22 protein-coding genes are annotated in these 26,416 nt (G+C 72.0%); 9 read left to right on the top strand and 13 right to left on the bottom strand.

The window, feature by feature from the left end; genetic code table 11:
- Positions 1-132 precede the first annotated feature (132 nt).
- Positions 133-1,179 (bottom strand): LacI family DNA-binding transcriptional regulator, encoded by a 1,047-nt coding sequence (locus ACIF9R_RS36295; RefSeq protein WP_399987076.1) that lies wholly within the window; start codon positions 1,177-1,179, stop codon positions 133-135.
- On the bottom strand, positions 1,176-3,593 hold the full coding sequence (locus ACIF9R_RS36290; protein WP_399987074.1) for a glycoside hydrolase family 2 protein: 2,418 nt from the start codon (positions 3,591-3,593) through the stop codon (positions 1,176-1,178). Before ACIF9R_RS36290 ends, ACIF9R_RS36295 begins: the two co-directional genes overlap by 4 nt.
- Before the next feature lie 147 nt (positions 3,594-3,740).
- On the opposite strand from ACIF9R_RS36290, the gene ACIF9R_RS36285 reads away from it, so the two are divergent.
- Genes ACIF9R_RS36285 through ACIF9R_RS36275 form a run of 3 tightly spaced genes read left to right on the top strand, consistent with a single transcriptional unit; the run spans position 3,741 to position 6,855 of the window.
- Positions 3,741-5,075, top strand: a complete 1,335-nt coding sequence (locus ACIF9R_RS36285; RefSeq protein WP_399987072.1) for an ABC transporter substrate-binding protein — start codon at positions 3,741-3,743, stop codon at positions 5,073-5,075.
- Positions 5,075-6,028: a carbohydrate ABC transporter permease gene (locus ACIF9R_RS36280; protein WP_399987070.1), complete on the top strand. Its 954-nt coding sequence runs from the start codon at positions 5,075-5,077 to the stop codon at positions 6,026-6,028. The genes ACIF9R_RS36285 and ACIF9R_RS36280 overlap by 1 nt, the downstream gene beginning before the upstream one ends.
- A complete protein-coding gene (locus ACIF9R_RS36275) occupies positions 6,025-6,855 on the top strand; it encodes a carbohydrate ABC transporter permease (RefSeq protein ID WP_399987068.1) in 831 nt (276 codons plus the stop codon). The genes ACIF9R_RS36280 and ACIF9R_RS36275 overlap by 4 nt, the downstream gene beginning before the upstream one ends.
- A 134-nt stretch (positions 6,856-6,989) precedes the next feature.
- Here the strand turns inward: ACIF9R_RS36275 and ACIF9R_RS36270 are convergent, their stop codons facing one another.
- The 3 genes from ACIF9R_RS36270 to ACIF9R_RS36260 form a co-directional block, all read right to left on the bottom strand.
- Entirely contained in the window at positions 6,990-8,270 is a 1,281-nt protein-coding gene (locus ACIF9R_RS36270; RefSeq protein WP_399987067.1) for a ribonuclease D, read from the bottom strand.
- Between the two features lie 222 nt (positions 8,271-8,492).
- Positions 8,493-9,155: a response regulator transcription factor gene (locus tag ACIF9R_RS36265; protein ID WP_103542798.1), complete on the bottom strand. Its 663-nt coding sequence runs from the start codon at positions 9,153-9,155 to the stop codon at positions 8,493-8,495.
- A 268-nt stretch (positions 9,156-9,423) separates the two neighbouring features.
- Positions 9,424-10,098, bottom strand: coding sequence for a DUF3000 domain-containing protein (locus tag ACIF9R_RS36260; protein ID WP_399987065.1), 675 nt, complete (start codon positions 10,096-10,098; stop codon positions 9,424-9,426).
- 144 nt (positions 10,099-10,242) lie between these two features.
- Here ACIF9R_RS36260 and hemE point away from each other — a divergent pair, with 144 nt between their 5' ends.
- Positions 10,243-11,337, top strand: a complete 1,095-nt coding sequence (hemE, locus tag ACIF9R_RS36255; RefSeq protein WP_399987063.1) for a uroporphyrinogen decarboxylase — start codon at positions 10,243-10,245, stop codon at positions 11,335-11,337.
- Positions 11,338-11,439: 102 nt separating this feature from the next.
- On the opposite strand, the gene ACIF9R_RS36250 is transcribed toward hemE, so the two are convergent.
- Entirely contained in the window at positions 11,440-12,252 is an 813-nt protein-coding gene (locus tag ACIF9R_RS36250; RefSeq protein ID WP_399987061.1) for a rhomboid family intramembrane serine protease, read from the bottom strand.
- Positions 12,253-12,387: 135 nt separating this feature from the next.
- Between ACIF9R_RS36250 and ACIF9R_RS36245 the strand changes: the two genes are divergently transcribed.
- Positions 12,388-12,708 (top strand): hypothetical protein, encoded by a 321-nt coding sequence (locus ACIF9R_RS36245; protein ID WP_399987059.1) that lies wholly within the window; start codon positions 12,388-12,390, stop codon positions 12,706-12,708.
- A 136-nt stretch (positions 12,709-12,844) separates the two neighbouring features.
- Here the strand turns inward: ACIF9R_RS36245 and ACIF9R_RS36240 are convergent, their stop codons facing one another.
- Together ACIF9R_RS36240 and ACIF9R_RS36235 are read right to left on the bottom strand one after the other, a co-directional pair.
- Positions 12,845-14,239: an FAD-dependent oxidoreductase gene (locus ACIF9R_RS36240; protein WP_399987057.1), complete on the bottom strand. Its 1,395-nt coding sequence runs from the start codon at positions 14,237-14,239 to the stop codon at positions 12,845-12,847.
- A gap of 36 nt (positions 14,240-14,275) precedes the next feature.
- A complete protein-coding gene (locus ACIF9R_RS36235) occupies positions 14,276-15,256 on the bottom strand; it encodes a DUF4349 domain-containing protein (RefSeq protein WP_399987055.1) in 981 nt (326 codons plus the stop codon).
- Between the two features lie 173 nt (positions 15,257-15,429).
- Between ACIF9R_RS36235 and hemG the strand changes: the two genes are divergently transcribed.
- Both hemG and hemQ read left to right on the top strand, forming a co-directional pair.
- Complete coding sequence (gene hemG, locus ACIF9R_RS36230; RefSeq protein WP_399987053.1) at positions 15,430-16,887, top strand: protoporphyrinogen oxidase; 1,458 nt, start codon at positions 15,430-15,432, stop codon at positions 16,885-16,887.
- Positions 16,888-16,892: 5 nt separating this feature from the next.
- Positions 16,893-17,624 (top strand): hydrogen peroxide-dependent heme synthase, encoded by a 732-nt coding sequence (hemQ, locus tag ACIF9R_RS36225; protein WP_399987051.1) that lies wholly within the window; start codon positions 16,893-16,895, stop codon positions 17,622-17,624.
- A gap of 292 nt (positions 17,625-17,916) precedes the next feature.
- On the opposite strand, the gene ACIF9R_RS36220 is transcribed toward hemQ, so the two are convergent.
- The 3 genes from ACIF9R_RS36220 to ACIF9R_RS36210 form a co-directional block, all read right to left on the bottom strand.
- A complete protein-coding gene (locus ACIF9R_RS36220) occupies positions 17,917-19,530 on the bottom strand; it encodes an alpha/beta hydrolase (protein ID WP_399987049.1) in 1,614 nt (537 codons plus the stop codon).
- Positions 19,531-19,654: 124 nt separating this feature from the next.
- The gene (locus ACIF9R_RS36215; RefSeq protein WP_399987047.1) at positions 19,655-20,437 is read right to left on the bottom strand and encodes a TIGR04222 domain-containing membrane protein; all 783 of its coding nucleotides are present in this window, start codon (positions 20,435-20,437) and stop codon (positions 19,655-19,657) included.
- 119 nt (positions 20,438-20,556) lie between these two features.
- Positions 20,557-21,882, bottom strand: coding sequence for a DUF692 domain-containing protein (locus ACIF9R_RS36210; RefSeq protein ID WP_399987045.1), 1,326 nt, complete (start codon positions 21,880-21,882; stop codon positions 20,557-20,559).
- Positions 21,883-22,115: 233 nt separating this feature from the next.
- Here ACIF9R_RS36210 and ACIF9R_RS36205 point away from each other — a divergent pair, with 233 nt between their 5' ends.
- On the top strand, positions 22,116-22,316 hold the full coding sequence (locus tag ACIF9R_RS36205; protein ID WP_399987043.1) for a DUF2191 domain-containing protein: 201 nt from the start codon (positions 22,116-22,118) through the stop codon (positions 22,314-22,316).
- Between the two features lie 79 nt (positions 22,317-22,395).
- Positions 22,396-23,049 carry a hypothetical protein gene (locus ACIF9R_RS36200; protein WP_399987041.1) on the top strand — a complete coding sequence of 218 codons (654 nt, stop codon included), beginning with the start codon at positions 22,396-22,398 and terminating at the stop codon, positions 23,047-23,049.
- Positions 23,050-23,084: 35 nt separating this feature from the next.
- Here the strand turns inward: ACIF9R_RS36200 and ACIF9R_RS36195 are convergent, their stop codons facing one another.
- Together ACIF9R_RS36195 and ACIF9R_RS36190 are read right to left on the bottom strand one after the other, a co-directional pair.
- Entirely contained in the window at positions 23,085-25,160 is a 2,076-nt protein-coding gene (locus ACIF9R_RS36195; RefSeq protein WP_399987039.1) for a neutral/alkaline ceramidase, read from the bottom strand.
- Between the two features lie 365 nt (positions 25,161-25,525).
- The gene (locus ACIF9R_RS36190; protein ID WP_399987037.1) at positions 25,526-26,053 is read right to left on the bottom strand and encodes a DUF6584 family protein; all 528 of its coding nucleotides are present in this window, start codon (positions 26,051-26,053) and stop codon (positions 25,526-25,528) included.
- Positions 26,054-26,416 lie beyond the last annotated feature (363 nt).

The following is a 26,416-nucleotide window of genomic DNA, read 5'->3' as shown; positions in this document are numbered from 1 at the left end:
GGCGCTGCCCCCGGACCCCCGCTCCTCAAACGCCGGAGGGGCTGACTTCAGCCCCTCCGGCGTTTGAGGAGCGGGGTCTGGGGCGGAGCCCCAGGGTCGGGACGGGAAGGGGCGGCGGGGGCGAGAGAAGGCTCACGGCGGAGCCGTCGACCCCCGCGGCGTCAGGACCGGCGTCGGCACCGGGTGCGACCCCGGCCCCTCCCCGGTGATGACACCGAACAGCGTCCGCGCCACCTCCGCACCGAAACCATGCACATCATGGCTCATCGCCGACAGCGTCGGATGCGTCAGCCGGCACAACTGCGAGTCGTCCCACGCCAGCAGCGACACATCGTCCGGCACCCGCAACCCCATCTCCGACGCCACCGACAACCCCGCCACCGCCATGATGTCGTTGTCGTACACGATCGCCGTCGGCCGCTCACCCGCGGCCGCGGTCAGCAGCGACCGCGTCGCCCGCGCCCCCGCGTCCCCGGAGAAGTCCGTCGCCACCTGCCACGCCCGGGCCGCCGGCTCCAGCCCCTGCTCCAGCCCCCGTACCGCCTCGTCGAACGCCGCCGTACGGATCGACGTGTGCCCGAGCGCCGCCGGGCCCCCCACCCGGGCGATCCGCCGGTGCCCCAGCGCCGCCAGATACCGCACCGCCTCCGTCACCGCCGTGGCGTCGTCCGTCCACACGGACGTCAGCCCGCCGGTCAGCGACGGATGCCCGACCGCCACCACCGGCACCCCCAGCCGCCCGGCGACCTCCGGACGCGGATCGTCGGCCCGGAAATCCACCAGAAGGGACCCGCCGATCTGCCGCCCCCTCCACCACGACTCCAACAGCCCGACCTCCTCCTCCGGGCTGCGCACCAGCCGCAGCAGCAGCGAGCAGGACCGCTCGACCAGGACGCTCTCCACACCGGAGATGAACTCCATGTAGAACGGTTCCAGACCGAGCAGCCGGGCGGGCCTGCACACCGCGAGACCCACCACGTCCACCCGGGACCCGGCGAGCGTCCGCGCGGTCCGGCTGGGCGACCAGCCCAGCTCGCGCGCCGCCGCGAAGATCCGGTCCCGGGTCGCCTCCGACAGACCGGGCTTCCGGTTGAACGCCAGCGACACCGCCCCCTTGGACACACCGGCGCGCGCGGCGACGTCCTTGATGGTGACGCGAGGGGTCGGTGTTGCCGTCATCGAGGGGGCTCCACGCAGTACAGGGCCGAGCGGGCGGTGTCCGGGTCCGGAGTCTTCCAGCCCCGCACCCCGATGGTCACCTCTTCCCCGGGAAGCAGCGTCACCAGCCCCCGGTCCGCCGTCGCGTCCGGATCCAGCCGGTCGGCCTGGAGCAGCAGGTCCCGTACGAGGGTGCGGGCGGTGACCGTGATCCCGTCCGGCACGACGGTCACCTCGAACTCCGGGCGCGGATACGGGATCTCCCGGTCCGGCGCCGGGAAGTGCAGCGCCCGCAGTCCTTCCCCGCTCCCGACTTCGCCCGGGCGGGGGGACCCCCATGCGTCGGCGACCAGGAACTCCCCGGGGCCGACCGGCCTCAGCTCGTCCGGGACCGCGACCGTGCCCACGCTGCGCGCCGCCGCGGCCAGCGCCGGCTCCGCCTCCCCGATCACCGTGCCGTCCACGGACATCCGCCGCAGCCGCAGCGGGCCGTGCCAGTCCTCGGCGGCCTGGTTGACCGCCGCCACCACCAGCCCGTCCCGCTCCGCCCGCACGGTCAGCAAGCGGTCCGCGTACAGCCGCCGCAGCTCGTGGTACAGCGGCTTCTCCCGCCCGTCCCCGTCGATCGCGGCCCAGGACGTCACCGGCCAGCAGTCGTTGAGCTGCCACACCACCGTGCCCGCGCACACCGGCCAGTGCGAGCGCCAGTGCTCGATCCCGGTGGCGATCGCCCGCGCCTGGTTGACCTGGGTCAGATAGTGCCAGCGGTCGAAGTCGCCCTCCGGCGGGGCGAAATGCCGGGACAGCCCGCGCTCCAGTTTGCCGTTGCCGTCGTCCGCCTTCTGGTGGTGCAGCATGCCGGGGGAGTCCGGGGCGAGTTCCTCCCCGGGCAGGGCCCGTCGCAGCGTGGCATACGCGGGCGGCGCCTGCCAGCCGAACTCGGCCACGAAACGCGGGACGTCCAGCCGGTAGCCGGCGTAGTCGGTGCGGTTCCACACCTCCCAGGAGTGGTGCGTACCGTGCGCCGGGTCGTTCGGATGGTGCCGCCACGAACCGGACCACGGGCTGCCCGCCGTGTACGGCCTGGTCGGGTCCAACTCGGCCACCACCCGCGGCAGTACGCCCAGGTAGTAGCCCTCGCCCCAGGACTCCCCGGCCAGCGCCGGCTCCCAGTCCCAGTCCCTGAATCCCCACAGGTTCTCGTTGTTGCCGTTCCACAGCACCAGTGAGGGGTGCGGCATCAGCCGTACGACGTTCTCCCGGGCCTCCGCCTCGACCTCCCCGCGCAGCGGCTGCTCCTCGGGGTAGGCCGCGCATGCGAACGGGAAGTCCTGCCAGACCAGCAGCCCCAGTTCGTCGCAGGCGTCGTAGAAGTCCTCGCTCTCGTAGATCCCGCCGCCCCACACGCGCACGACGTCCACCCCCGCGGCGGCCGCCTGCTCCAGCCGCCGCCGGTAGCGCTCACGGGTGATCCGGGAGGGGAAGACGTCGTCCGGGATCCAGTTGACGCCGCGCGCGAACAGCCGCTCCCCGTTGACGACCAGGGTGAACCCGGTGCCGTGGGCGTCGGCCGAGGTGTCCAGCCGCACCGTCCGGAACCCGACGCGCCGCCGCCACGAGTCCAGCGTCGCCTCGCGCCGCAGCAGCGTCAACTCCACGTCGTACAGCGGCTGGTCGCCGTACCCCCGGGGCCACCACAGCCGCACGTCCGGCACCCGGAGGCGTACGGTTCCCGCCGTCCCGTCGATCTCCGCGCGGGCGCTCACGCCACCGACGGTCGCCTCCACGGTGAGCGGTGCCCCGGCCCCGGAGCGCTCCACATCGACGGCGAGTTCGATCCGCCCCGCACCGTCCTCGACGGTGACCAGCGGGCGCACCCGGGCGATCCGGGCGGTGGACCAGCGCTCCAGCCGCACCGGCCGCCAGATCCCGGCCGTCACCAGCGTCGGCCCCCAGTCCCAGCCGAACGAGCAGGCCATCTTGCGCAGATACTGGTACGGCTCGGCGTACGCGCCGGGCCGCTCACCCAGCGCGCCGCGCACCGCCTCGGCCTCCGCGTAGGCGGAGGCGAACCGGACGGTGAGCCGCCCGCTCAGCCCGGTCACGTCGAAGCGGTACGAGCGGTGCATGTTCCGTACCCGGCCCAGCGGCCGGCCGTCGAGCAGGATCTCGGCGACGGTGTCGAGCCCGTCGAAGACCAGGTCCGTCCGCTCGTACCCGCCCGGCCCGGCGCGCAGTTCCGTCTCGTAGGTCCAGTCCCGCCGGGCCACCCACGCCACCTCCGCCTCGTTCCGTCCGAGGAACGGGTCGGGGATCAGCCCGGCCGCCAGCAGATCGGTGTGCACACACCCGGGCACCGAGGCGGGGAGCGCGTCCCCCGCGCCGTCCGGGTGTCGCAGGATCCATCCGTCGGTGAGCGGTGTGACCTGACGCATGCACACTCCCTAAACCGGTTGAGACCTGTGAGCGCAACGTTCTGGCATCGTTGGCGCAATAGAGACTTTACCGGTTCAGTAACGGGCTGTCAGAGTGCCGAATCAGCCAACCCACTTGTGCTCGTCCGCCCCGTGAACGGAGCCGTGATGCACGTGACGCACCCCAGCCGCCGCCGCACGACACTCACCGGATCGATCGCCCTCCTCGCTCTCCTGGCCTCCGCCTGCACGGGCACGGGAGGCTCCTCACAAGGCGCGGACGCCAAGGCACCCGACGACCCGTCCAAGGTGGAGGGGACCATCACGGTCCTCACCCACCGGACCGATCTGGTGCAGGACGGGACGATGAAGAAGTACGCCGCCGAGTTCAACAAGACCTACCCCGGGGTGAAGGTCGAGTTCGACGCCCTCACCGACTACGAGGGCGAGGTCAAGATCCGTATGAACACGGAGAACTACGGGGACGTCCTGATGATCCCCGCGGTCATCGAGAAGAAGGACTACCCCACGTTCTTCGCGTCCCTGGGCACCAAGGCGGAACGCGACGCCAAGTACCGCTTCACCGACTACTCCACCGTCGACGGCAAGGTCTACGGGCAGAGTCCCCTCGGCGTCGTCCCCGGTCTCCTCTACAACAAGAGGGTCTGGAGCGAGGCGGGCGTCACCGACTGGCCCACCACCCCGGCCGAGTTCCTCGACGACCTGAAGGCGATCAAGTCGAAGACCGACGCGGTGCCGTACTACACCAACTTCAAGGACATGTGGCCGCTGACCCAGTGGACCAACGTCAACGGCTCCGTCGGCTGCGACACGAACGCCACGACGAAGCTCGCCGAGGGCGACCCCTGGGCGGACGGCGCCGACCTGCGCGTGGCCGACACCCTGCTGTACGACATCGTGCGCGGCGGTCTGGCGGAGAAGGACCCGACCACCACCAACTGGGAGGCCTCCAAGCCGAAGTTGGCCAAGGGTGAGATCGCCACCATGTGGCTGGGCTCCTGGGCCGTCGTCCAGATGCGGGACGCCGCGAAGCAGGCCGGCACCGACCCCGCCGACATCGGCTTCATGCCCTTCCCCGCGCAGAAGGACGGCGCCTTCTGCGCCGTGACCTCCCCGGACTACCAGCAGGCCGTCAACGTCAACTCCGACCACAAGGAGGCGGCCCGCGCCTGGATCGACTGGTTCACCGACACCTCCGGCTACGCCGAGGCCAACCTCGCCCTGTCCCCGCTGAAGGACGCCCCGCTGCCCGACATCCTCCAGCCCTACCAGGAGGCCGGCGTCAAGCTGCTCGACCTCGACGACGGCAAGGGCGCCGAGGTGAAGTCCATCGACAACGAGTCCGAGGTCGGCATCTACAAGCCCGACTACCGCCAGGACCTGGTCGACCTCGCCCGCGGCGCGCGCAAGGGCAGCCTCGACGACTTCCTCGGCGACCTGGGCAAGCGCTGGGCCGAGGCACGGAACTCGCTGGGGTCCTGATGACGGACCTCACCCGCGAGGCGGCGCGGCCGGTGCCCCCGGCCGCGCCCGCCGGGCCGAAACGGGCGGCACCCGCGCCACGCCGCATCCGGCCGGCGCGAGGCCTCACCCCCTGGCTGTTCCTGCTCGCCCCGCTGGCCCTGCTGCTCACCTTCACCTACGCGCCGATCGCCAACATGATCGCGTACAGCTTCACCGACTGGGACGGCGTCAGCCCCGATCTGAACTGGACGGGCACCGAGAACTACACCGAACTCCTCACCCGTTCCGAGCTGTTCGAGGTCTTCTTCGTCAGCGGCTACTACCTCGTCGCCTCCGTGGTGCAGATCGTCCTGGCCCTCTACTTCGCCACGGTCCTCAGCTTCGACGTCCGCTTCCGTAACTTCTTCAAGGGTGTGCTGTTCTTCCCCTACCTGATCAACGGGGTGGCGATCGGCTTCGTCTTCCTGTACTTCTTCCAGGACGGCGGCACCCTCGACTCCGTACTGAGCCTGCTCGGCGCGGAGACCGACCACGCCTGGCTGGGCACGCCGTTCTCCGCGAACACCTCGCTCGCCGGTGTCTCCGTATGGCGCTACCTCGGACTCAACTTCGTCCTCTTCCTCGGCGCCATCCAGTCCATCCCTGGCGAGCTGTACGAGGCCGCCGAGATCGACGGTGCGAGCCGATGGCAGCAGTTCCGGCACATCATCGCGCCCGGCATCAAGCCCATCCTCGGGCTGAGCGTGATCCTCTCCGTCTCCGGCTCGCTGTCGGTCTTCGAGATTCCGTACATCATGACCGGCGGCGCCACCGGCACCGAGACCTTCGTGATCCAGACGGTGAAGCTGGCCTTTCAGTTCAACAAGACGGGGCTCGCCTCGGCCGCCGCCGTCGTCCTGCTGCTGATCGTCCTGGCGGTCACCTGGGTGCAGCGGCGGATCGTCCCCGACGAGAAGGTGGATCTCGTATGACCCGCGGTACCCCGGCCCGCGCACTGGTGTATCTGTCGCTGATCCTGGCCACGCTGGTGGTGCTGCTGCCGCTCGCCGTGGTCCTCCTGACCTCGCTGAAGTCCCCGAAGGAGATGGCGAACGGCAGCGGTGCGCTGTCCCTGCCCGACGACCCGCTGAACTTCGGCAACTATGTGACCGCGTTCCGGGACGGCCAGATGCTGTCCGCCTTCGGCAACACGGCGGTCATCCTCGTCGTCGCCGTGGGCGGCACGATCCTCATCGGCTCGATGACCGCGTACGCGATCGACCGCTTCCGCTTCCGTTTCAGGAAGCTGGTCGTGGCGCTGTTCCTGCTCGCCGCGCTGGTCCCCGGGGTGACCACCCAGGTGGCGACCTTCCAGATCGTCAACAGCTTCGGCATGTTCGACAGTCTCTGGGCGCCGATCGCGCTCTACATGGGCACGGACATCGTCTCGATCTACATCTTCCTGCAGTTCATCCGCTCGATCCCGATCTCCCTGGACGAGGCGGCCCGCCTGGACGGAGCAGGCGCCTTCACGGTCTACCGCAAGGTGATCCTCCCGCTGCTCAAGCCGGCGATCGCCACGGTGGTCATCGTGAAGGGGATCAACGTCTACAACGACTTCTACATCCCCTTCCTCTACATGCCCTCCGAGGACCTTGGCGTGATCTCGACGTCCCTGTTCCGTTTCAAGGGCCCCTTCGGAGCGCACTGGGAAACGATCTCGGCGGGCGCCATCCTGGTCATCCTCCCCACCTTGATCGTCTTCCTCCTCCTGCAGCGCTTCATCTACAACGGCTTCATGAGGGGGGCGACGAAGTAGCCCCCTCAGGGCGCGGGGCGCCGCCGCGTGCGCGCCCTAGGGGCGCGGGGCTGTGCCGATGTGCGGCTCCGCCGCGGGCGCGCGACCAGCCACGACGTGCCCGCACTCGTCCTCCTACGCCCGCCGCACGGCGACTAGGCGGACAACGCGGCGACCAGCACCGGCGTCACCTGCTCGATCTGCCACGGCCGCGCCCCGTGCGCGGCCAGCGCCTCGGCCACCGACTGCCCGTCGGCGGGCCGGGGCGGTTCCCAGCACACCCTGCGCACGGTGTCCGGCGTGATCAGATTCTCCGCCGGCATACCCAGCCGCTCGGCGACCGTGCTCACCCCCGCCCGCGCGGCCGTCAGCCGTGCCGCGGCCTCCGGGTCCTTGTCGGCCCACGCGCGCGGCGGCGGCGGGCCCGTCACCGGCTGGCCCGGCTGGGGCAGCCGGTCCTCGCTCAACGCCTTCGCCCGGTCGACGGCCGCCTGCCACTGCTCCAGCTGGCGCCGCCCCACGCGCTGACCGAACCCGTTCAGCGCTGCCAGGGCGTGAGAGCTGGCCGGCATGGCGAGCGCGGCCTCCACGATGGCGGCGTCGGAGAGCACCTTGCCGGGGGAGACGTCGCGGCGCCGGGCGATCCGGTCGCGGGTCTCCCACAGCTCCCGGACCACGGCCATCTGCCGGCGCCGGCGGACCCTGTGCATGCCGGAGGTGCGCCGCCAGGGGTCCTTGCGGGGTTCCGGCGGCGGCGCCGAGGCGATCGCGTCGAACTCCTGCCGGGCCCAGTCGAGCTTGCCCTGCCGGTCCAGCTCCTTCTCCAGCGCTTCCCGCAGGTCGACCAGCAGTTCGACATCGAGGGCGGCGTAGCGCAGCCAGGGCTCGGGTAGCGGGCGGGTGGACCAGTCGACGGCGGAGTGCCCCTTCTCCAGGGTGAAGCCGAGCACGTTCTCGACCATCGCGCCGAGCCCCACCCGGGGGAACCCGGCCAGTCGTCCGGCCAGTTCGGTGTCGAAGAGGCGACTGGGCAGCATGCCTATCTCGCGCAGACAGGGCAGGTCCTGGGTGGCGGCGTGCAGCACCCACTCGACGCCGGACAGGGCGTCGCCGAGACCGGACAGGTCGGGGCAGGCGACGGGGTCGATCAGCGCGCTGCCCGCGCCCTCGCGGCGCAGCTGGACGAGGTAGGCGCGCTGCCCGTAGCGGTAGCCGGAGGCGCGCTCGGCGTCGACGGCGAGCGGGCCGCTGCCCGCGGCGAAGGCGGCGACCGCCTCGGCGAGGGCGGCCTCGTCCGCGATCACGGGCGGAATGCCCTCGCGTGGTTCGAGCAAGGGGATCGGCGCCCTCGTAGCAGAAGATCCGCCGTCGTCCGGAGGGGCGCCTCCGGTGGTTCGCAGTGAACTGTCTGCTGCGGTGTCGTGGGCGTCGGTCACCTGTCAAGAGTATCCGTACGAGCCGACGCCTGACCTGCTCCTACGGGCGAGGGCCGGGCCGGGCGGCGAAAACAGGCCTCGGCGGACCGCCGGACCCGGGTGTGCGCCAAGGCGCCCGCCGGCAGGGGGACGTCGGCGGGCGCGGACAGCGCTGAGGAGCGCTGGACAGCGAGTGGTATGGGGTGAGCGGTACGGGTGAGCGAGCGGTATGGGGTGAGCGGGTCAGTGGATGATGCCGGTACGCAGGGCCACGGCCACCATGCCGGCCCGGTCGCCCGTGCCGAGCTTGCGGGCGATGCGCGCGAGGTGGCTCTTGACGGTCAGGGCGGACAGGCCCATGGAGACGCCGATCGCCTTGTTCGACTGGCCCTCCGCCACCAGCCGCAGCACCTCGACCTCGCGGCCGGACAGTTCGCGGTAGCCGCCCGGGTGGCTCGGGGCACCCGGGGGGCGGCGGTGCAGACGGGCGGCGGCGGCGCCGATGGGGGCGGCACCGGGCCGGGAGGGGAGCCCGAGGTTGGTGCGGGTGCCGGTGACGACGTATCCCTTCACTCCGCCGGCCAGCGCGTTGCGCACGGCGCCGATGTCGTCGGCGGCGGACAGGGCGAGGCCGTTGGGCCAGCCCGCGGCGCGGGTCTCGGAGAGAAGGGTGAGGCCGGAGCCATCCGGCAGATGGACTTCGGCGACACAGATGTCGCGGGGGTTGCCGATGCGGGGACGAGCCTCCGCGACGGACGAGGCCTCGATGACATCGCGCACACCGAGCGCCCACAGATGGCGGGTGACGGTGGAACGGACGCGCGGGTCGGCCACGACCACCATGGCGGTCGGCTTGTTCGGGCGGTAGGCGACCAGGCTTGCGGGCTGCTCGAGGAGAACGGACACCAGGCCTCCTGGGGGGCGGGACGGGGCCGGCTCGTGGGGGTGAAGCCGGGACGAACCGTGCTTTCAAGGTCACAGTCGTCTTCGGCAGCAAACCTGGAATCCTTTAGGAAATGATCACGAAGTAGTGAGTAACAATCCGGACAATTCGGACGCACGGTCGATCATTCGAAGATCGAACGGTTTCGGTCTGCGTCGTAACGCTTCCGATTGTGGCCGTATCGACAAAGAGATCCCCATCGATGATTGCGGGGAGCTCCGAGCGGGAAGCTCAGCGCGACTGCGGCCCCCTGCGCTGCGGCAGCGACACCACCGCCGCGTCCCCGGGACCGGCCGGCGGCAGCCCGGCCACCTGCGCCAGCAGATCGCACCACGCGACCAGATGGGTGCCCGTGTCCGGCACCCCGTCCAGCCCCTCCCGGGGCGTCCAGGAGGCACGGATCTCGATCTGCGAGGCGGCGGGCCTCGCGGACAGCCCGCCGAAGTAGTGGGAACTCGCCCGCGTCACCGTGCCGCTGGGCTCGCCGTACGCCAGTCCGCGCGCCGCGAGCGCGCCGGTCAGCCAGGACCAGCACACGTCCGGCAGCAGCGGATCCGCCGCCATCTCCGGCTCCAGCTCCGCGCGCACCAGCGTCACCAGGCGGAAGGTGCCCCGCCAGGCGTCGTGTCCGTCAGGGTCGTGCAGCAGCACCAGCCGCCCGTCGGCCAGATCGTCCTCGCCGTCGACGACCGCGGCTTCCAGCGCGTAGGCGTACGGCGCGAGCCGCTTCGGCGCGGGCGCGGGGTCCACCTCGATCTGGGGACGCAGCCGCGCGCCGCGCAGCGCGTCGACAGCGGCCCGGAAGGGCCGTGGGGGCGCACCCCCGTGCCGGGGATCCCCCTCGGTCCCCTTCGGTTCGTCCATTCCGTCAGCGCCGTCCGACAGTCGTCCCTGAGCCGCAGCCATGCGGGGAAGATTAAGCGGAACGGGCCCCCGGCGCAGGGAGGGACACCCACGCCACCCGGGGGTGTCCGGATCCCGCCCGGAGCGCACCGCGTACCGGACGACCTCGGGTCGGGGAGCCGGACGGGTCGTGCGAGACTGACCGGTGTGAGTGCCAACGCAAGCCCGACGGGCCAGATGCCGACTGAGACCACCGCCCCCGTCAAGAACGACGCGGTCAGGGATTCAGCCTTCCTCAGGGCGTGCCGGCGCGAGCCGGTGCCGCACACGCCGGTGTGGTTCATGCGCCAGGCCGGGCGCTCACTGCCGGAGTACCGCAAGGTGCGCGAGGGCATCGGGATGCTCGACTCCTGCATGCGGCCCGAGCTGGTCACCGAGATCACCCTCCAGCCGGTGCGCCGCCACCGGGTGGACGCGGCGATCTACTTCAGCGACATCGTCGTCCCCCTCAAGGCCATCGGCATCGACCTCGACATCAAGCCCGGCATCGGCCCGGTCGTCGAGCAGCCGGTCCGTACCCGCGCCGACCTCGCCCGGCTGCGCGACCTCACCCCCGAGGACGTCTCCTACGTCACCGAGGCCATCGGGATGCTGACCCGGGAACTCGGCCCCACCCCGCTGATCGGCTTCGCCGGCGCCCCGTTCACCCTCGCCAGCTACCTCGTCGAGGGCGGCCCCTCCCGTACGTACGAGAACGCCAAGGCGATGATGTACGGCGACCCGCAGCTCTGGGCCGACCTGCTCGACCGCCTCGCCGACATCACGGCGGCGTTCCTCCGGGTGCAGATCGAGGCCGGCGCCTCGGCCGTCCAGCTCTTCGACTCCTGGGCGGGCGCGCTGGCCCCCGCCGACTACCGGCGCTCGGTGCTGCCCGCCTCGGCGAAGGTGTTCGACGCGGTGGCCGGCTACGGCGTCCCGCGCATCCACTTCGGCGTCGGCACCGGCGAGCTGCTGAAGCTCATGGGCGAGGCCGGCGCGGACGTCGTCGGCGTCGACTGGCGCGTCCCGATGGACGAGGCCGCCCGCCGCGTCGGCCCCGGCAAGGCGCTCCAGGGCAACCTCGACCCGACGGTCCTGTTCGCCGGCCGCGAGGCCGTCGAGACGAAGGCGGGGGAGGTCCTGGAGGCCGCGGCCGGCCTGGAGGGTCACATCTTCAACCTCGGCCACGGCGTCATGCCGTCCACCGCCCCGGACGCCCTGACCCGTCTCGTGGAGTACGTCCACACGCGGACCGCGCGCTGACGGACCGCGCACGCGCCTCGCACGCGCCGCACGCGCGTCGGATTCCGGAGGCGGAATGCCGGGGCGGAGCGCCGGGGGGACGCGCGTTCGTATCGCGGATCCCTACCGGGCCCGCCGTCCGTAGCGGATTCCGGGAGGCTCCGGCAGTGGCCGTGTGCCCGGCTTGAGCGGCCAGGCGAGGAGCATGCCGGCCGCGAATCCGGCCACATGCGCCACGTAGGCGACGTTGCCGGCGCCGGAGACCCCTTGGCCGGCGGAGTAGAACGCCTGCAGGACGAACCAGGAGCCCAGGACGATCCAGGCGGGCAGCCGCAGCGGCAGGAAGATCAGGAAGGGGACGAGGACCCAGACCCGGGCCTTCGGATAGAGGAGCAGATAGGCGCCGAGGACACCGGCGATCGCCCCCGAGGCGCCGATCAGGGGCTCGCCCGAGTCGGCGTCGAGCAGGGCGAAGACATACGTGGCCGCGTAGCCGCAGACCAGGTAGAACAGCAAGTACCGCACGTGCCCCAAGCGGTCCTCGACGTTGTTGCCGAAGATCCACAGGAACAGCATGTTGCCCAGCAGGTGCAGCCAGCCACCGTGCAGGAACATCGCCGTGAGGACGCTGAGTTCGGGGGACTTGTCGTAACCCGGCCGGTCCACCACGCATCCCGGACCCTGCGGGCCCACCCCGGTGTCGCCCGTGGGTACCAGGTCCGGCACGCGATGGTGGATCAGCTCCTGCGGGACGGCCGCGTAGCGGTCCAGGAACGCCTGCAGCCGGCACAGGTCGGCCAGGTCGCTCCCACCGGTCAGCGAATCGACGACACCCGGCGTGAGGGCGACGAAGACCACGAAGTTGGCGGCGAGCAGCGCGTACGTCACCCAGGGGGTGCGCCGCGCCGGATTCACGTCATGGACGGGGATGACCACATCCGACTTCTGCCCGGGCCGGGCCCGGTGAATCCGCGGCCTCGCTGAACACCGTCGTCCGGGCGTGCGTATGACTCGTCAACCGCCCGCGGCACGGGGGAAGGAGCCGCGGGGCCGACGTGAGGACGACAGGCCATGAACGACCGAGTGACTCCCTCGATACACGCGCTGCCGGACGGCGAGGCCGAGCTCACGCTGGTGGTGCGCCTCCCCTGGGAGGACATCGCGCGGCTCGGCCAGGAGGCGGGGCGGCTCGCCGCGCAGACGGGGAGGCCGGTGACGCTGGACGAGGCGGTGAGTCATCGGCTGCGGTCCCCGAAGGTCGCCGCGCATGCGAAGCAGGCGGGGGAGCAGCCGGCGCCCGTGCCGTCGAGCGCCTCGGTGTCCTCGTTGCCGTCCCGGCCGCCGGCCGAGCAGGCGCGGCAGGCGATCGAGAGGATCAACGGGACAGGGTGAGGCGGGCGGGGCACCGTAGTGGTGCCGGGTGCGGCGCGGGGTGCAGCTCCGTTGTGGCTCGTCGCGCCCACGTGGCGGAGCCGCACAGCGGATCGGCCCCGCGCACCTCTTTCCAGGGGCGCCGCAACCGCCCCCCTCACGCCTCCCTGATCTTCGTCGCCGCCTTGCGGGCCGCTACCTGGACCGGGTCCCAGACCGGGGAGAACGGTGGGGCGTAGCCGAGGTCCAGGGCCGTGATCCGGTCCACGGTCATGCCGGCCGTGAGGGCGACCGCCGCGATGTCGACCCGCTTGCCCGCGCCCTCGTGGCCGACGATCTGCACGCCGAGCAGACGGCCCGTGCGCAGTTCGGCGAGCATCTTCACGGTCATGGGTGAGGCATTCGGGTAGTAGCCCGCGCGGCTGGTCGACTCGATGGTGACCGACTCGAAGCGCAGCCCCACGCGGTGGGCGTCCTTCTCCCGCAGCCCCGTGCGCGCGATCTCCAGGTCGCACACCTTGCTGACCGCGGTACCGACCACGCCGGGGAAGGTGGCGTAGCCGCCGCCGACGTTCGCACCGATGATCTGGCCGTGCTTGTTGGCGTGGGTGCCGAGCGGGATGTGCCGCTGCTGTCCTGAGACCAGGTCGAGCACCTCCACGCAGTCGCCGCCGGCCCAGATGTTCGCGTGCCCGCGCACCCGCATCGACCGGTCGGTGAGCAGCCCGCCGGAGTTCCCCAGGGGGAGTCCGGCCGCCCGCGCGAGGGCCGTCTCCGGCTGGACGCCGATACCCAGGACGACGACATCGGCCGGGTACTCCGCCCGCTCCGTGGCGACCGCGCGCACCCGGCCGTCGTCGTCGGTCAGCAGCTTCGTGACCTCGGCTCCGTTGACCATGGTGATCCCCATGTCCTCCATGGCCCGGTGCACCAGGCGCCCCATGTCGGGGTCGAGGGTCGCCATCGGTTCCTCGCCGCGGTTGACGACCGTCACCTCGTAGCCGCGTTTGATCATCGCCTCGGCCATCTCCACGCCGATGTACCCCGCGCCGACCACGACCGCGCGGCGGCCACGCGCGCGTGCCAGCGTGTCCAGCAGGGCCTGTCCGTCGTCCAGGGTCTGCACGCCGTGCACTCCGGGGGCGGTCATGCCGGGCAGCTCCGGGCGGACGGGCCGGGCACCGGTCGCGATCACCAGTTTGTCGTACGAAGTCCAGGACTCGGTGCCGGAATCGACGTCACGCGCGCGTACCCGGCCCCGCTCCGGGTCGATCTCCGTGACCTCGGTGCGCAGCCGCAGATCGATGCCCCGCGCGCGGTGCTCCTCGGCGGTGCGCGCGATCAGCCGGTCCCGGCCGGGGACGTCGCCGCTCACCCAGTAGGGGATGCCGCATGCCGAGTAGGAGGTGAAGTGGCCGCGTTCGAACGCCACGATCTCCAGTTCGCCCGGACCCCTCAGCCGGCGGGCCTGTGACGCCGCGGACATCCCCGCGGCGTCACCGCCGATCACGACCAGACGTTCCCGTGCACCGCGCGCATCGCTCGTGTCCATGCGGACACGCTACGGGGCGGCGACTTCCCGGGTCGGTCAGACTCCGGGCCCGCTCCGCCCGCTGTCCTGCCCGCCGCCCGGCTGTCCCGGGGCCGGAGCCGGGGCCGCGTTCCGCGGGCGCCGCGACAGCAGCGGACGTACGGCCTTCAGCCACAGCAGGGCCAGCAGTGCCGCCATCGCGGCGAACGGCAGGACCGCGCCGACCGCCACCGTCAGCCAGCGCAGCACCGTCAGGAAGGCGTCCCAGCCGCCCGCGAGGGCGTCCACGAAGCCGGGATCGTCGTCGTCCTTCCCGTCCTCGGCCACCGGCGCCTCCGACAGGGACAGGGTGATCGTCGCCAGGCTCGTCCGGTCCTTCAGGGATGCCTGCTGGGCCAGCAGGGACTCCAGGTCCGCCTGGCGGGTGCTCAGTTCACCCTCCAGGGTGACCACGTCACTGAGCCTGGTCGCCCGGTCCATCAGCTCGCGGATCCGGGCCACACTGGCCCGCTGCGTGGTGATCCGGCTGTCCACGTCGACCACCTGGTCGGTGACGTCCTCCGCCTTCGCGCGGCGTTCGAGGAGCTTGCCCGCACCCTCCAGGTCGGCGAGGACGTCCGCGTACTCGGCCACGGGGACCCGCAGCACCAGGCGCGTCTGCTCGTGGCCCTCCGCGTCCCTGCGGGTGGTCTCGTCGCCGACGTACCCGCCCGCGTTCTCGGCCGTCGCGCGGGCCTCGTCCAGCGCCTCGGGCACGTCCTTCACCCGCACGGTCAGGGAGGCGGTGCGGATGATGTGGTTCACGGTGGTCCTCGGCGGCGTGGCCGTCCCCGCCTTGTCCGCCGAGGCGCCCGGCGCGCCCTGCCCCGCGCCCTCGTCCCGCGCGGCCTCCTGCCCCTGCGCCAGGTCGGCCTTCTGGTCGCCCCCGGCACTCGCCGTGTCGCTGCTCGCTCCGCTGCACCCGCTGATCGCGAGGGCCGTCGCCAGCAGGACCCCGGCCAGGGCGTGGGCGGGTCGAACGGATCGTCGTATGCGCATATCGGGTTCCCCCAGGTGGTGAATCACTGACGCTCCTCGAGCACTGACGTTCCTTCGACGCGGTGGGGGGTCTGATCGTTTGCGTCGGACGGTTCCGATGCGGTCACGGTAGGGACTCGTCAGGGCCACATGGCCCTGGCGGATGTGTCCGTGGTGTTTGAGAAGGTGGAGGCATGAGCGGATCACATGCGGGCGACGGGCCGCGCGTCGTCGTCGTCGGAGCCGGGATCGCCGGGCTGGCCGCCGCGCACCGGCTGCTGGACCTCGGGGCGCGGGTCACCGTGGTGGAGGCCTCGGACCGGGTCGGCGGCAAGCTGCTGCCCGGCGAGGTCGCGGGCGCGCGCGTCGACCTCGGCGCGGAGTCGCTGCTCGCCCGCCGCCCCGAGGCGGTCGGCCTCGCCCGCGACGTGGGGCTCGCCGACCGGCTCCAGCCGCCGGCCACCGCCTCCGCCGCGCTGTGGACCCGCGGCGCCCTGCGCCCCATGCCCAAGGGCCACGTCATGGGCGTACCCGGCAGCGCCGACGCCCTCGCCGGCGTGCTGTCCGACGAAGGGCTCGCCCGGATCGGGCGCGACGCCGACCTGCCCCGTACCGAGATCGGCGACGACGTGGCGATCGGTGAGTACGTGGCGGCGCGGCTCGGCCGCGAGGTCGTCGACCGCCTCGTCGAGCCGTTGCTCGGCGGGGTCTACGCGGGCGACGCCTACCGCATCTCGATGCGCGCGGCGGTGCCGCAGCTCTTCGAGGCCGCCCGCACCCACACCTCGCTGACCGAGGGCGTCCGTGCGATCCAGGCGAAGGCCGCCGCCGCCCGGCAGACCGGCCCGGTGTTCATGGGCATCGCGGGCGGTGTGGGCAGCCTCCCGCTCGCCGTCGCCGACTCCGTGCGGGCGCGCGGCGCCGAGATCCTCACCGGGACGCCGGTCACCAGCCTGCGCCGGGAACAGGAGGACGGCTGGCGGGTCGTCGCCGGGGACCGGGTGCTGCCGGCCGACGCGGTCGTCCTCGCCGTTCCCGCCCCGGCCGCGGCCGGCCTGCTGGGCGCCGAGGCCCCCGGAGCCGCCGCCGAGCTCGCCGGCGTCGAGTACGCCTCCATGGCTCTGATCACCCTCGCCTACCGCCGCACGGAGACCGATCTGCCCGAGGGCAGCGGATTCCTCGTGCCGCCCGTCGACGGAAACACGATCAAGGCGGCCACGTTCGCCTCCCGCAAGTGGGGCTGGATCGCCGAGGAGAACCCGGACCTGGTCTTCCTGCGTACTTCGGTGGGCCGCTACGGCGAGACGGAGATCCTCCGCCGCGACGACGCGGACCTCGTCGAGGTCTCCCGGCACGACCTCAAGGCCGCCACCGGCCTGGCCGCCGCTCCGGTCGCCACCCGCGTCACCCGCTGGCAGGACGGCCTGCCCCAGTACCCGGTCGGTCACCACGCGCGCGTGACCCGCGTCCGCGCGCACCTCGCGGGCCTCGCCGGGCTCGCCGTGTGCGGCGCGGCCTACGACGGCGTCGGCATCCCCGCGTGCATCGCGAGCGCGTACGCCGCCGCCGACCAGATCCACGGTGACCTGCACCGGGTGGAGGAACTCACCGCCAACCCGGTGCAGAGCCTCCACGGAGGACCAGGAGAATAGGGAACATGAGCGACGACGCCACCACCCCCGCCCCCGACCGCATCCCCAACAAGGGCAAGCTGGCCAAGGACCTCAACGAGGTCGTCCGCTACACCCTCTGGTCGGTCTTCAAACTGAAGGACCTGCTGCCCGAGGACCGCGCCGGGTACGCCGAGGAGGTCCAGGAGCTGTTCGACCAGCTCGCCGCCAAGGACGTCACGATCCGCGGCACCTACGACGTCTCGGGCCTGCGCGCGGACGCCGACCTGATGATCTGGTGGCACGCCGAGACCGCCGACCAGCTCCAGGAGGCGTACAACCTGTTCCGCCGCACCAGGCTGGGCCGCGCGCTGGAGCCGGTCTGGTCGAACATGGCGCTGCACCGGCCCGCCGAGTTCAACCGCTCGCACATCCCGGCGTTCCTCGCCGACGAGACGCCGCGCAACTATGTGAGCGTCTACCCCTTCGTGCGCTCCTACGACTGGTACCTGCTGCCCGACGAGGACCGCCGCCGCATGCTCGCCGACCACGGCAAGATGGCCCGCGGTTACCCCGACGTGCGGGCCAACACGGTCGCCTCGTTCTCGCTCGGCGACTACGAGTGGCTGCTCGCCTTCGAGGCCGACGAGCTGCACCGCATCGTCGACCTCATGCGCCACCTGCGCGGTGCGGAGGCCCGGATGCACGTCCGCGAGGAGATCCCGTTCTTCACGGGCCGCCGCAAGGACGTCGCCGAACTGGTCGCCGGCCTGGCGTGATCCCTGGCCTGGCGTGATCCCCGGCCTGCCGCCGATCTGACCGCGGCAGGTCTCCCCCCGGCAGGTCCTTCCCCGGCCGCTCTCCCGCCCGAGGGCTCCAGGGGCAGCGCCGGGGCGGCCGGGACGAAGCCGGACGGGTGTGCGGTCGCGCGGGGGTGGGCGGGCCGTCGGCCCTGGCGTCAGGCGTGGGTCCGGACTGACGGGAACGTCGGACAGGAGCCGGGACCGATGTGTCCTGGGCGTGGTATCGGACGGAGCCGGTGGCGACCCGGGCGGGGTGGCGGGCGGGTGATCACCCGGCCTGCCGCTCCACCGGCCGGGTCCGCGGCTCCGGCCTCGGCTCCGGGTGCGGTGCGCAGGATGCGCGCCGCCCCGGGACGCGGCCCTCCAGCAGGTACGCCTCCAGGTGCCCGTTCACACAGGCGTTGGGCCCGCCCGCGATGCCGTGAGTGCCGGCGTCCCGCTCGGTCACCAGCGTCGAACCCGCCAGCCGCCGGTGCAGCTCCAGAGCACCGTCGTACGGGGCGGCCGCGTCCCGCTCCGCCGCCAGGATCAGTGTCGGCGGCAGCTCCTCCCGCCCGGCACGCACATCCAGCGGCCGCTCCCGGGGAGCCTTCCAGTAGGCGCAGGGAAGATTCGTCCACACATTGGCCCAGGTCTCGAACGGCGCCCGGCGCGCCAGCCGGGTGTTGTCCCGGTCCCACACCGCCCAGTCCGTCGGCCAGGGAGCGTCGTTGCACTCCACGGCGAGATACACCGCCCGGGCGTTCTCGTCCTCCGCCGCCGCTTCCGGATAGGCCTGGGCCTGCTCGACCAGCGGCGCGGGATCACCCTTCAGATACGCCGACAGCGCCCGCGCGCGATGCGGCCAGTAGTCGTCGTAGTACGCGGCCTGCAGCAGCGCCGCCTGCAACTGCTCCGGTCCGACCTTCCCGCCCGCCGGTTCCTTCGCCAGCCGTGCCCTCGCCCTGTCGTAACTCGCCCGCACCTTCCGCGAGGTGTCGCCCAGTCCGTACACGTCGTCGTGCCGGGCGACCCACGCCCGGAAGTCCGCCCAGCGGTCCTCGAACGCCGCCGACTGGTCGAGGTTGTTCCGGTACCAGACCTGTTCCGGGTCCGGGTTCACCGCAGCGTCGAACACCATCCGCCGTACGTGGGAGGGGAACATCGTGGCGTACAGCGCCCCGATGTACGTGCCGTAGGACGATCCCAAGAACGTCAGCCGGTTCTCGCCGAGGGCGGCCCGCAGGACATCCAGGTCACGGGCGTTGTTGAGCGAGTTGTAGTGCCGCAGGGAGTCCCCGGCCCGCTCGGCGCAGCCACGCGCGTACGCCTTGGCCCGCGCGACACGCTTCCGCTTGTCCGCCGCCGAGGGATGGACCGGCGCGTCCGTGGGAGCCTGCTGGAACGTCCGCGGGTCCGTGCAGGACAGGGGGGCCGAACGGCCCACACCGCGCGGGGCGTAGCCGACCAGGTCGTAGGCGGCCGCGAGGCGCTTCCACGCGGGGAGCGCGCCCATCATCGGGAAGTACACGCCGCTCGCCCCGGGACCCCCCGGGTTGTGGACCAGGGCGCCCTGCCGGCGCACCGCGCGTGTGCCGTGGGCAGGGTCCTTTCCGGTCGCCCGGACCCGGCTGACGGTGAGTTCGATCTGCTCGCCGTCCGGGCGGGCGTAGTCGAGCGGGACCCGGACCGTACCGCACCGCACGGTCCCGGGGAGCTGCTGCGCGGCGGGGCACCGGCCGAAGTCGATGCCCCGGCCGGCGGCGCGCGCGGCGGCCACGGCGGTACCCCGCACCTCGGCCGCGGAGGGAGCGGCGGGAGTGCCGGCGCCGGCCGGGGCGGCGGCCAGGGTGGTGAGGAGCATGGACCCGGCGGCCACATGGACGGCGGCGGCAGTTCTCATCGACGATCCCTTCGGTGCGCAAGAGCGACAAAGGGGATGTTTCGTTCGATGCCGGTGCGAGGCAAGCACCTTCCACCGGGTGTGTCGGGCGCGCGTGGTGGCGCTGGGCTCCGCCGCCCAGGGCTCAGTGCCCCTGGCGCGGATCCCGGTGCGCGAGGGCGGCACGCAGCTCCGGTTCGCCCACCGCGCGGATGCCGCGGACCGCGACGGAGGTCAGATACGTACGGTCGTCCCCGGCGTCGGCGGCGCCACGCGGCAGGGCGCCCAGCAGCCGCTGACCCGCGGGGGAGGCCCAGCGCGAGTACGGGTGGACCTCGAACCGCGCGATGGCCAGGCAGCTCAGCGTGAAGATCAACGGCAGGGCGAACCACAGGGCGACCAGATGGCGCGGCAGATCCGAGGGCACGGGCATGAGCAGGGCGGTCGCCCCCAGCCCGGCGACGGCCACCACGGCGAGCCGCACCTGCCGCACCGCGTCCGCGACACTCCGGCCGACGCCGTCCGGCACCGCCAGACCGGCACTGATCAGCCGCTCCGCGATCCCGCCCACGGCGTCCGCGGCCGCGGCGGCGGCCCGCACCGGTGCGATGGGCGACTGCCCCCCGGGCCCTATGGCCCCTATGACCGACCGCTCCATGTCGTCCCGCCCGCGCGGGTCGACCACCGTCGCCCACCCGGTGTGCGCCAGCAGCAGCCGTCGCTGACGGGCCATCGCGACGAGCGTGACGTCGGCGACCCGGCCGGGGCCACCGGAGAGGAACGCGGCCTCGTACAACGTCAGTCCGCGCCCTTCTCCGGTGCCGGACCCGGCGGGCGCGGCGGCGCCGTGCACGGCGGCCAGGCACAGCCGCAGGCATGTCACACCGGCGACGGCCCAGGCCAGGAGCAGGAGCGGGACCCAGAACATGACCTACTTGTAAGCGACGCGGTCGCGGGAGCACCATGCCCTGTTCACTATCCGGACACACTGTTGTGGGTATGTGACGTTCCGCTTCAGCTGTTCCGCAGCCGCGCGGCCCGGGCGGGTCAGCGCCGCAGCAACACCCGCCGGGTGGCCCGCGCCAGCCGCACCGCCGGCCTGCTCGACCGGGGCCTCGGCCCAGACCGCTCCAGCCACCACACCCGCAGCTCCCGCCGCGCCCGCGTGTCCTCGGGCCGGGTGAGGAGCAGCTCCTCGACGAAGTCCATCGCGTCCTGCCGGTAGCCGCCGGTCATCGGCCGCGTCTGCGCGTACGCGAGGAACGCGCGCCGGTATCCGTCCCCGAGGATCACCGGCAACTCCGGGGCGACCTTGGCGACGACATCGGCCCGCTTGGCGGCGAGCGCCTTCGCCTGCACGCCCATCCGCACCCGGTCGAACCCTTCCGGTACCGGGGTCCCCGCGACCAGCGCTGACAGTACGGCGGTCTGCGCGAGCGCGAGCCGTTGCCGCTGCGGCGCGGCGTCGGCGGATCCCTGCCGCGACGAGGGCCGGGCACTTGCCGCGCCCGCCGCCCCGGCCGCCGGGTCCGCCTCCCGCCGCTCCGCCCCCTTCTCGACCGCACGCCGGATCGCGGCCAACTCCCGCTCCATCTCCTCCGCTTCCGGGAAGTTCTCGTCCCGCTCCAGCAGCACACCGGGCGGGGAGACCCGGGACGCGAGATCGGTGAGGACGTCCAGAACGGGCTCCGGAACGGGGTGGGCGTGGCTGTCGTGCCACACCCCGTCCCGCTCGAACCCGCCCGCGACATGGACGTACGCGATGGCCTCCAGGGGCAGTTCGGCCAGCGCCTTGGCCGGGTCCTCACCCCGGTTGACGTGGTTGGTGTGCAGATTGGCGACGTCGATGAGCAGCCGTACACCGGTCCGGTCGGCCAGCTCGTACAGGAACTGCCCCTCGGTCATCTCCTCGCCGGGCCACGCGATCAGCGCGGCGATGTTCTCCACGGCGAGCGGCACGGGCAGCGCGTCCTGCGCGATCCGGACGTTCTCGCACAGCACGTCCAGGGCGTCGCGGGTGCGTGGTACGGGCAGCAGGTGCCCCGCCTCGATCCGCGGCGAGGCGGTCAGCGCCCCGCCGGCCCGCACGAACGCGATGTGCTCGGTGACCAGGGGCGCCCCCAGCGCCGCGACCCGCTCGGCGAGCGCGGCCAGCCGCCCCTCGTCGGGCCGCTCGGCCCCGCCGAGCCCCAGCGAGACCCCGTGCGGCACGACGGTCACCCCGCGCTCCCGCAACCGCAGCAGTGACTCGGGCAGATGCCCCGGGCAGACGTTCTCGGCGACGACCTCCACCCAGTCGATCCCCGGCATGCGCTCCACCGCGTCCGCGATCTCCGGCCGCCACCCGATCCCGCTCCCCAGCCTCACACCCATCCCCGCCCCCTGCTCCACCCGGCACTCCCGCCCGGCCCCCGAACGCCCTCTCCGGACGTGCCAGGGATATGGCCCCACCACCCGCGTCCGAACCCCCGCCGGTCCACCTTCAGAGCAACATTTGAGCTTCACGCGCGCACTGCCCGGACCCGCCCCCGCGGCGCCCGCTTCCGGTGTGAAATCCGTGAACGGGCCCGTACAGTACGGGCGAAGCGCGATGAGGGGGGCGGCACGTGGCCAAGATCAATATCAGTCTCGACGCCGAACTGGTGGTGGAGGTGATGGTCCTCGCGGGGATCGGTTCCCCGCAGGACGCGGTCGAGGCGGTGGTACGGGACTACGTCGTCCGCGGCCACCGCACGGAGGCACGCACGGAGCTGAAGGGCCAGAACCTCCGGGAGATCGACGTCACACCGCAGGAGCCGCAGGGCTGAGTCCCCGTGATATCCGGTACCACGCCGTCCCCGCCGACCGGCGGGCCCGTTGTCAGTGACGGCTGACAGGATGGTGAGCATGAGCCGGATCATTTCGTACAGCACGGCCGACAGGGCCGACGTCGTGAAATTGCTCGGAGCTGCCGAGACCCTGACGCCCCGTCAGCGGCGCGTTGTCGACGCGGCGCGGGAGATGGCGCTCAGGAGTCAGCGGAGCCTCGACGACCAGAACATCGACTGGGGTCTGACGGTCCCCGAGGCGCTCGACCATCTCCTGGCCGGTCATGCGAGTTCGACCGCGGAGTACGCGGCCGGCGCCTACTACCAGGCCCTTCAGCACATCATCGACCGCAACGCGTCCGACCCCTACGAGCTGGGCGTGTACTCGAAGCCCGCCACCTTCTTCTGCGCGGTCGACGAAGAACTGCGCCGCCTCGGCGTGAGCGGGGAACTGCTGCTGCACGACCACCTGTTCTCGGGGCCACCGGAGGAGATACCTTTCCACATCCCCTACCCCGTGGACGGTCCGCACATCGGCATGTTCCCGCTGGCCAAGGCCAAACCGGCCGCCGACGCCTACCGCGCCGTGGTCGACCGCATGGACGAGAACCTCGCCTACGAACTCCGGGAGATCATCGAGAAGCTCGCGTTCGAACACGAGGAATGGGAGTACGCGACGAAGAACGTCGACTGGTACACCCAGGACACGATCTTCTTCTCCATCACCGGCTGAGCCGGGCCGTTGGGCGGACCGGCGGGCCCCGTGGGTCAGCGCACCAGGAAGGCCGGCGACGTGCCCGTGAACGGGGTGATGGTGCCGGTGAGGCCGCGGGCGTCGCCGTGGTAGACGATGCGGTGAGGGCCCGGGGGAGTGCCCTGGGGGATGTCCCAGGCCACGGTGACCCGGGAGGCGGCGATGCCGTCCCGTTTCCAGTGGAAGCGGGTCGCCCAGTCGCCGTCGTCGGCGACGGTGCGCCACGTGCCGCCGGAGTCCTGACGCTGGATCTCCAGGTAGGTGTCCCCGCGGTGCAGGTCGTTGCCCGGGTGGGCGCCCGCGAAGACGGTCTCGGCCCGCTCGCCGGCCCGGTAGTTCTCCCGCGGCGGCACCAGCACGTCCCCGAACTTCCGGAACAGCTGTGGCGCGTCCAGCACCACCCCGGGCTGCAGCGAGAGCGCCTTCCCGGACAGATCCGGTGGCTCGGGGCCGAGCGGGATGCTGGTCCCGTCGCGCAGTGAGGTGGCCAGTTCGGCCGCCGTCTGCTGGAGCGCCGGAAGCTGCCAGCGGCCGAAGAGGGTGCTGCCGCCCTCGTACTGCTGCGCGTCGTACTCCTCGGGGGTGGTCACATAGTGGAAGTAGGCGTTCGCGTACCCGGCGACGAGTACGTCGTCGAGGTCCGCGCCCACGATCCCGGCGACCGTGCGCCGCAGCCGCAGACCCGCGCAGACGGTGACCTCACCGGGGATGCCGATCAGGTGGAGGCGGCCGATGCGGACCAGCATCACGGGCACCCGCTCCTGCACCCACGGGTAGACGCGGTTCATCTCCCCGAGGGGCACGAAGACGTCCTTGGGTGCCTGCGCCTGCTTCAACTCCGGTGAGACCGTGTAGATCACGGAGTCGGAGATCGCGTCCCAGAAGGGGTTCTCCCCTTCCTCGAACCCGGGGAAGGCCGGCCCGTCCTCCATGCTGCCCGCCGCCATGGAGGCGCCGACGCAGGGCTTGGACGTGCGGTGGGTCCGTCCGTCGCCGGTGAACTCGGGGCGGACGGTGACATCGGAGAGATCGACGTACACCAGCCGCGAGTCGACCGGGCCGGACAGTCTCACGCCGGATTGCCGCAGCTGGGCCGCGGCGGCCTCGTACTGCCGCAGGCCGTTGGCCCGGGTGTGTGCGAAGTCCTCGGGTGTGGTGGGCGGTCGGAGATCCAGGTTGGGCGACATGTCCCCGCTGTTGGTCTGGGCGAACGCGGAGACGAAATCCGGTGAGCCGTCGGCCAGATAGTCGACCTCGCTGACCTCGCGCTCCCAGTGGTAGGCCGCGTAGCCCTTGTTGTCCGCGCTGATCAGCCGGTTGTCCCCGGACATGCCGGTGCTGTGCACCGGGAACCAGTTGACGGCTCCGACCGCCCGGCCGGCCCGTTCCACCCGGAGCAGGGTGGTGTGCGGGTCGATGGCGTCCGGGAAGTGGTCGCGGTCGGCCTTCGGATTGCGGTCGAAGGCGGACCGGGAGCGGTTGACGCTGGCGCCGGTCAACCTGCCGTGACTGAGCACGAGTTCGGACGGTGCGAGGTCATCATGGGCGTTCCGCGCGGCCTCGAACAGGCCGTCCGCCACCGCCTCGAAGGTCTTGCGGTGAAACCCGAACGTGGTCGTGTTGTACAGCAGATGGTGCGAGTAACCACCGGGACCGGCGTGGGTGTGGGTGGCGGTGATGAGCACGTTCTGCGCGGTGTAGAGAGTGCCGTACGCCTCCGCGAGCCGGCGCAGCACCGCCTGGTGCACGCTCCCGAAGATCATCGGCGAGTCGGCGACGATCAGCATGACCCGCCGCCCGCTCGACTCGTCCACCACGACGAACGCCCGCGCCCGCAGCCGGGTGTGCAGCCCGGCCGCCTGCTGGTCGAACCGGCCGTAGCCCATCATCCCGACCTCGGCGACCTCACCGGTGGCGTCGGCGATCCCCCGGCCGACGAGGAATCCGGCGCCCTGGTCGGCCTGGGCCGCCTGAGCCGCCTGAGCCGCCTGGGCGGCCCGGGCGGGACCGGCGGCGACCACCTGCCCGGCACCCGCCAGACCGAGGCCGGTGAGGGCGCCCGCCCGAAGGACGGTTCGACGACTGCGCATACGACCTTGTTCCGCGGACATCTGCTGCTCCTCCGGCTCGGACGGCCCCCCGCGGCCCAGAACCTGAACAACATTCAAGTTCCGCGTGACCATTGGTACACCGGCTGTCGAGCGCCCGGCAAGATGTGTGCACGACAACTCGAGTGTCATCCGGGAAAGCACCCCTCGCATCGCAGTACGGTCACCAGCTTGCCGAACAGGCGAGGGCTACCCGGTGAACGGTGCTGTCCAGGACGGCTCGAAGCCGTGCTCACACCAGACACCGCGAGATCATTTCACCCGTCACGGGGGTTCCCATTCACGGCAGATCTGGATGGGCTCACCGAACCTTGAGCGGCGCTCCTCACAAGCTTCGGTGACCTGAGTCAGTCGAAGAGGGCAACGAGTCCATTCACCCAGATCGCGAGGAACACAAGGGCCGTCACCAGGCAGCCGCCGCCCGCCAGCACACCGCCGACCGTCCACGGCTCGGAGGGCGCCTCGTACTCCCCTTCCAGTTCGTCCCGGTAGGAGGCGGGGTCGTCCCAGTTGGCGGGGTGCCCCAACTCCGCGGCGCAGGCGGTCCGCACCGCGACCAGTTGCTTCTCCGCGAAAGCGGTGGCGGCGTTCGCCTCGGGGCCCTGCCAGCCGAGGGCCTTCATCCGCCACCCGGGAGACCCGTACCGCGCCTCGAAGGCAGCGGTCTCATCGGCGTTCCGATCCTCTTCGAGGTACATCCAGCGTCCAGCCTCGGCGGCGTCGCCGTAGAGCCGGTACACCTCGGCCAGACGACGGCGGAGCGTCAGGTCGTGCGGGAAGGACGAGATGAGACCACGCAGGCGCTGGCGCGCGACGGGAACCCGGCCGGCGGCCAGGTCTGCATCGACTCGGGCAAGGGTCTCTCTCAGGGGCATGAATGCATGATCGGGTACCGCACTGACCTACGTCGACCTGGTTTCATCGCTCAGCGCTCGCTCACTCTTAACGGCATCGGCTGAACCTCACTGAGACGGCACACCGCCAGTTACGGGACAGCCCTTGGATGGCCGGGCCGGTCATGGCGACGACCGCGGTCTCCTCCTGCGCCTCGGCGGGAAGGTGGGGGCCGGCCCGCTCCTCACGAGGGATGAGCGGTCCACACGAGGTGGGACGCCATCGCGGGTCACCTGGCTCCCCCGAGGACAACGTCGCTTCCTAAGCGGCTTTTTGTAGCTCGGTGTTGATCTCCTTCTCGGGGTCGAGGCGGTGGATGTGGATGTCGTGGGTGACGCGGCTGG

It is taken from the genome of Streptomyces sp. NPDC086080, from assembly GCF_044540255.1.
Taxonomy (GTDB): domain Bacteria; phylum Actinomycetota; class Actinomycetes; order Streptomycetales; family Streptomycetaceae; genus Streptomyces.
Note: the sequence above shows the minus strand (reverse complement) of the source record. Positions and strands in the feature narration are given on the sequence as shown.

Bases quoted from the DNA above. Each gene is read 5' to 3' on its own strand.
- ACIF9R_RS36245 (WP_399987059.1), top strand. From the start codon at position 12,388: ATGAACGACCGAGTGACTCCCTCGATACACGCGCTGCCGGACGGCGAG.
- ACIF9R_RS36200 (WP_399987041.1), top strand. From the start codon at position 22,396: ATGAGCCGGATCATTTCGTACAGCACGGCCGACAGGGCCGACGTCGTG.
- hemQ (WP_399987051.1), top strand. From the start codon at position 16,893: ATGAGCGACGACGCCACCACCCCCGCCCCCGACCGCATCCCCAACAAG.
- ACIF9R_RS36235 (WP_399987055.1), bottom strand. From the start codon at position 15,256: ATGCGCATACGACGATCCGTTCGACCCGCCCACGCCCTGGCCGGGGTC.
- ACIF9R_RS36220 (WP_399987049.1), bottom strand. From the start codon at position 19,530: ATGAGAACTGCCGCCGCCGTCCATGTGGCCGCCGGGTCCATGCTCCTC.
- hemG (WP_399987053.1), top strand. From the start codon at position 15,430: ATGAGCGGATCACATGCGGGCGACGGGCCGCGCGTCGTCGTCGTCGGA.
- ACIF9R_RS36210 (WP_399987045.1), bottom strand. From the start codon at position 21,882: ATGGGTGTGAGGCTGGGGAGCGGGATCGGGTGGCGGCCGGAGATCGCG.
- ACIF9R_RS36190 (WP_399987037.1), bottom strand. From the start codon at position 26,053: ATGCCCCTGAGAGAGACCCTTGCCCGAGTCGATGCAGACCTGGCCGCC.
- ACIF9R_RS36290 (WP_399987074.1), bottom strand. From the start codon at position 3,593: ATGCGTCAGGTCACACCGCTCACCGACGGATGGATCCTGCGACACCCG.
- ACIF9R_RS36295 (WP_399987076.1), bottom strand. From the start codon at position 1,179: ATGACGGCAACACCGACCCCTCGCGTCACCATCAAGGACGTCGCCGCG.
- ACIF9R_RS36275 (WP_399987068.1), top strand. From the start codon at position 6,025: ATGACCCGCGGTACCCCGGCCCGCGCACTGGTGTATCTGTCGCTGATC.
- ACIF9R_RS36240 (WP_399987057.1), bottom strand. From the start codon at position 14,239: ATGGACACGAGCGATGCGCGCGGTGCACGGGAACGTCTGGTCGTGATC.
- ACIF9R_RS36215 (WP_399987047.1), bottom strand. From the start codon at position 20,437: ATGTTCTGGGTCCCGCTCCTGCTCCTGGCCTGGGCCGTCGCCGGTGTG.
- ACIF9R_RS36260 (WP_399987065.1), bottom strand. From the start codon at position 10,098: ATGGCTGCGGCTCAGGGACGACTGTCGGACGGCGCTGACGGAATGGAC.
- ACIF9R_RS36280 (WP_399987070.1), top strand. From the start codon at position 5,075: ATGACGGACCTCACCCGCGAGGCGGCGCGGCCGGTGCCCCCGGCCGCG.
- ACIF9R_RS36285 (WP_399987072.1), top strand. From the start codon at position 3,741: ATGCACGTGACGCACCCCAGCCGCCGCCGCACGACACTCACCGGATCG.
- ACIF9R_RS36195 (WP_399987039.1), bottom strand. From the start codon at position 25,160: ATGCGCAGTCGTCGAACCGTCCTTCGGGCGGGCGCCCTCACCGGCCTC.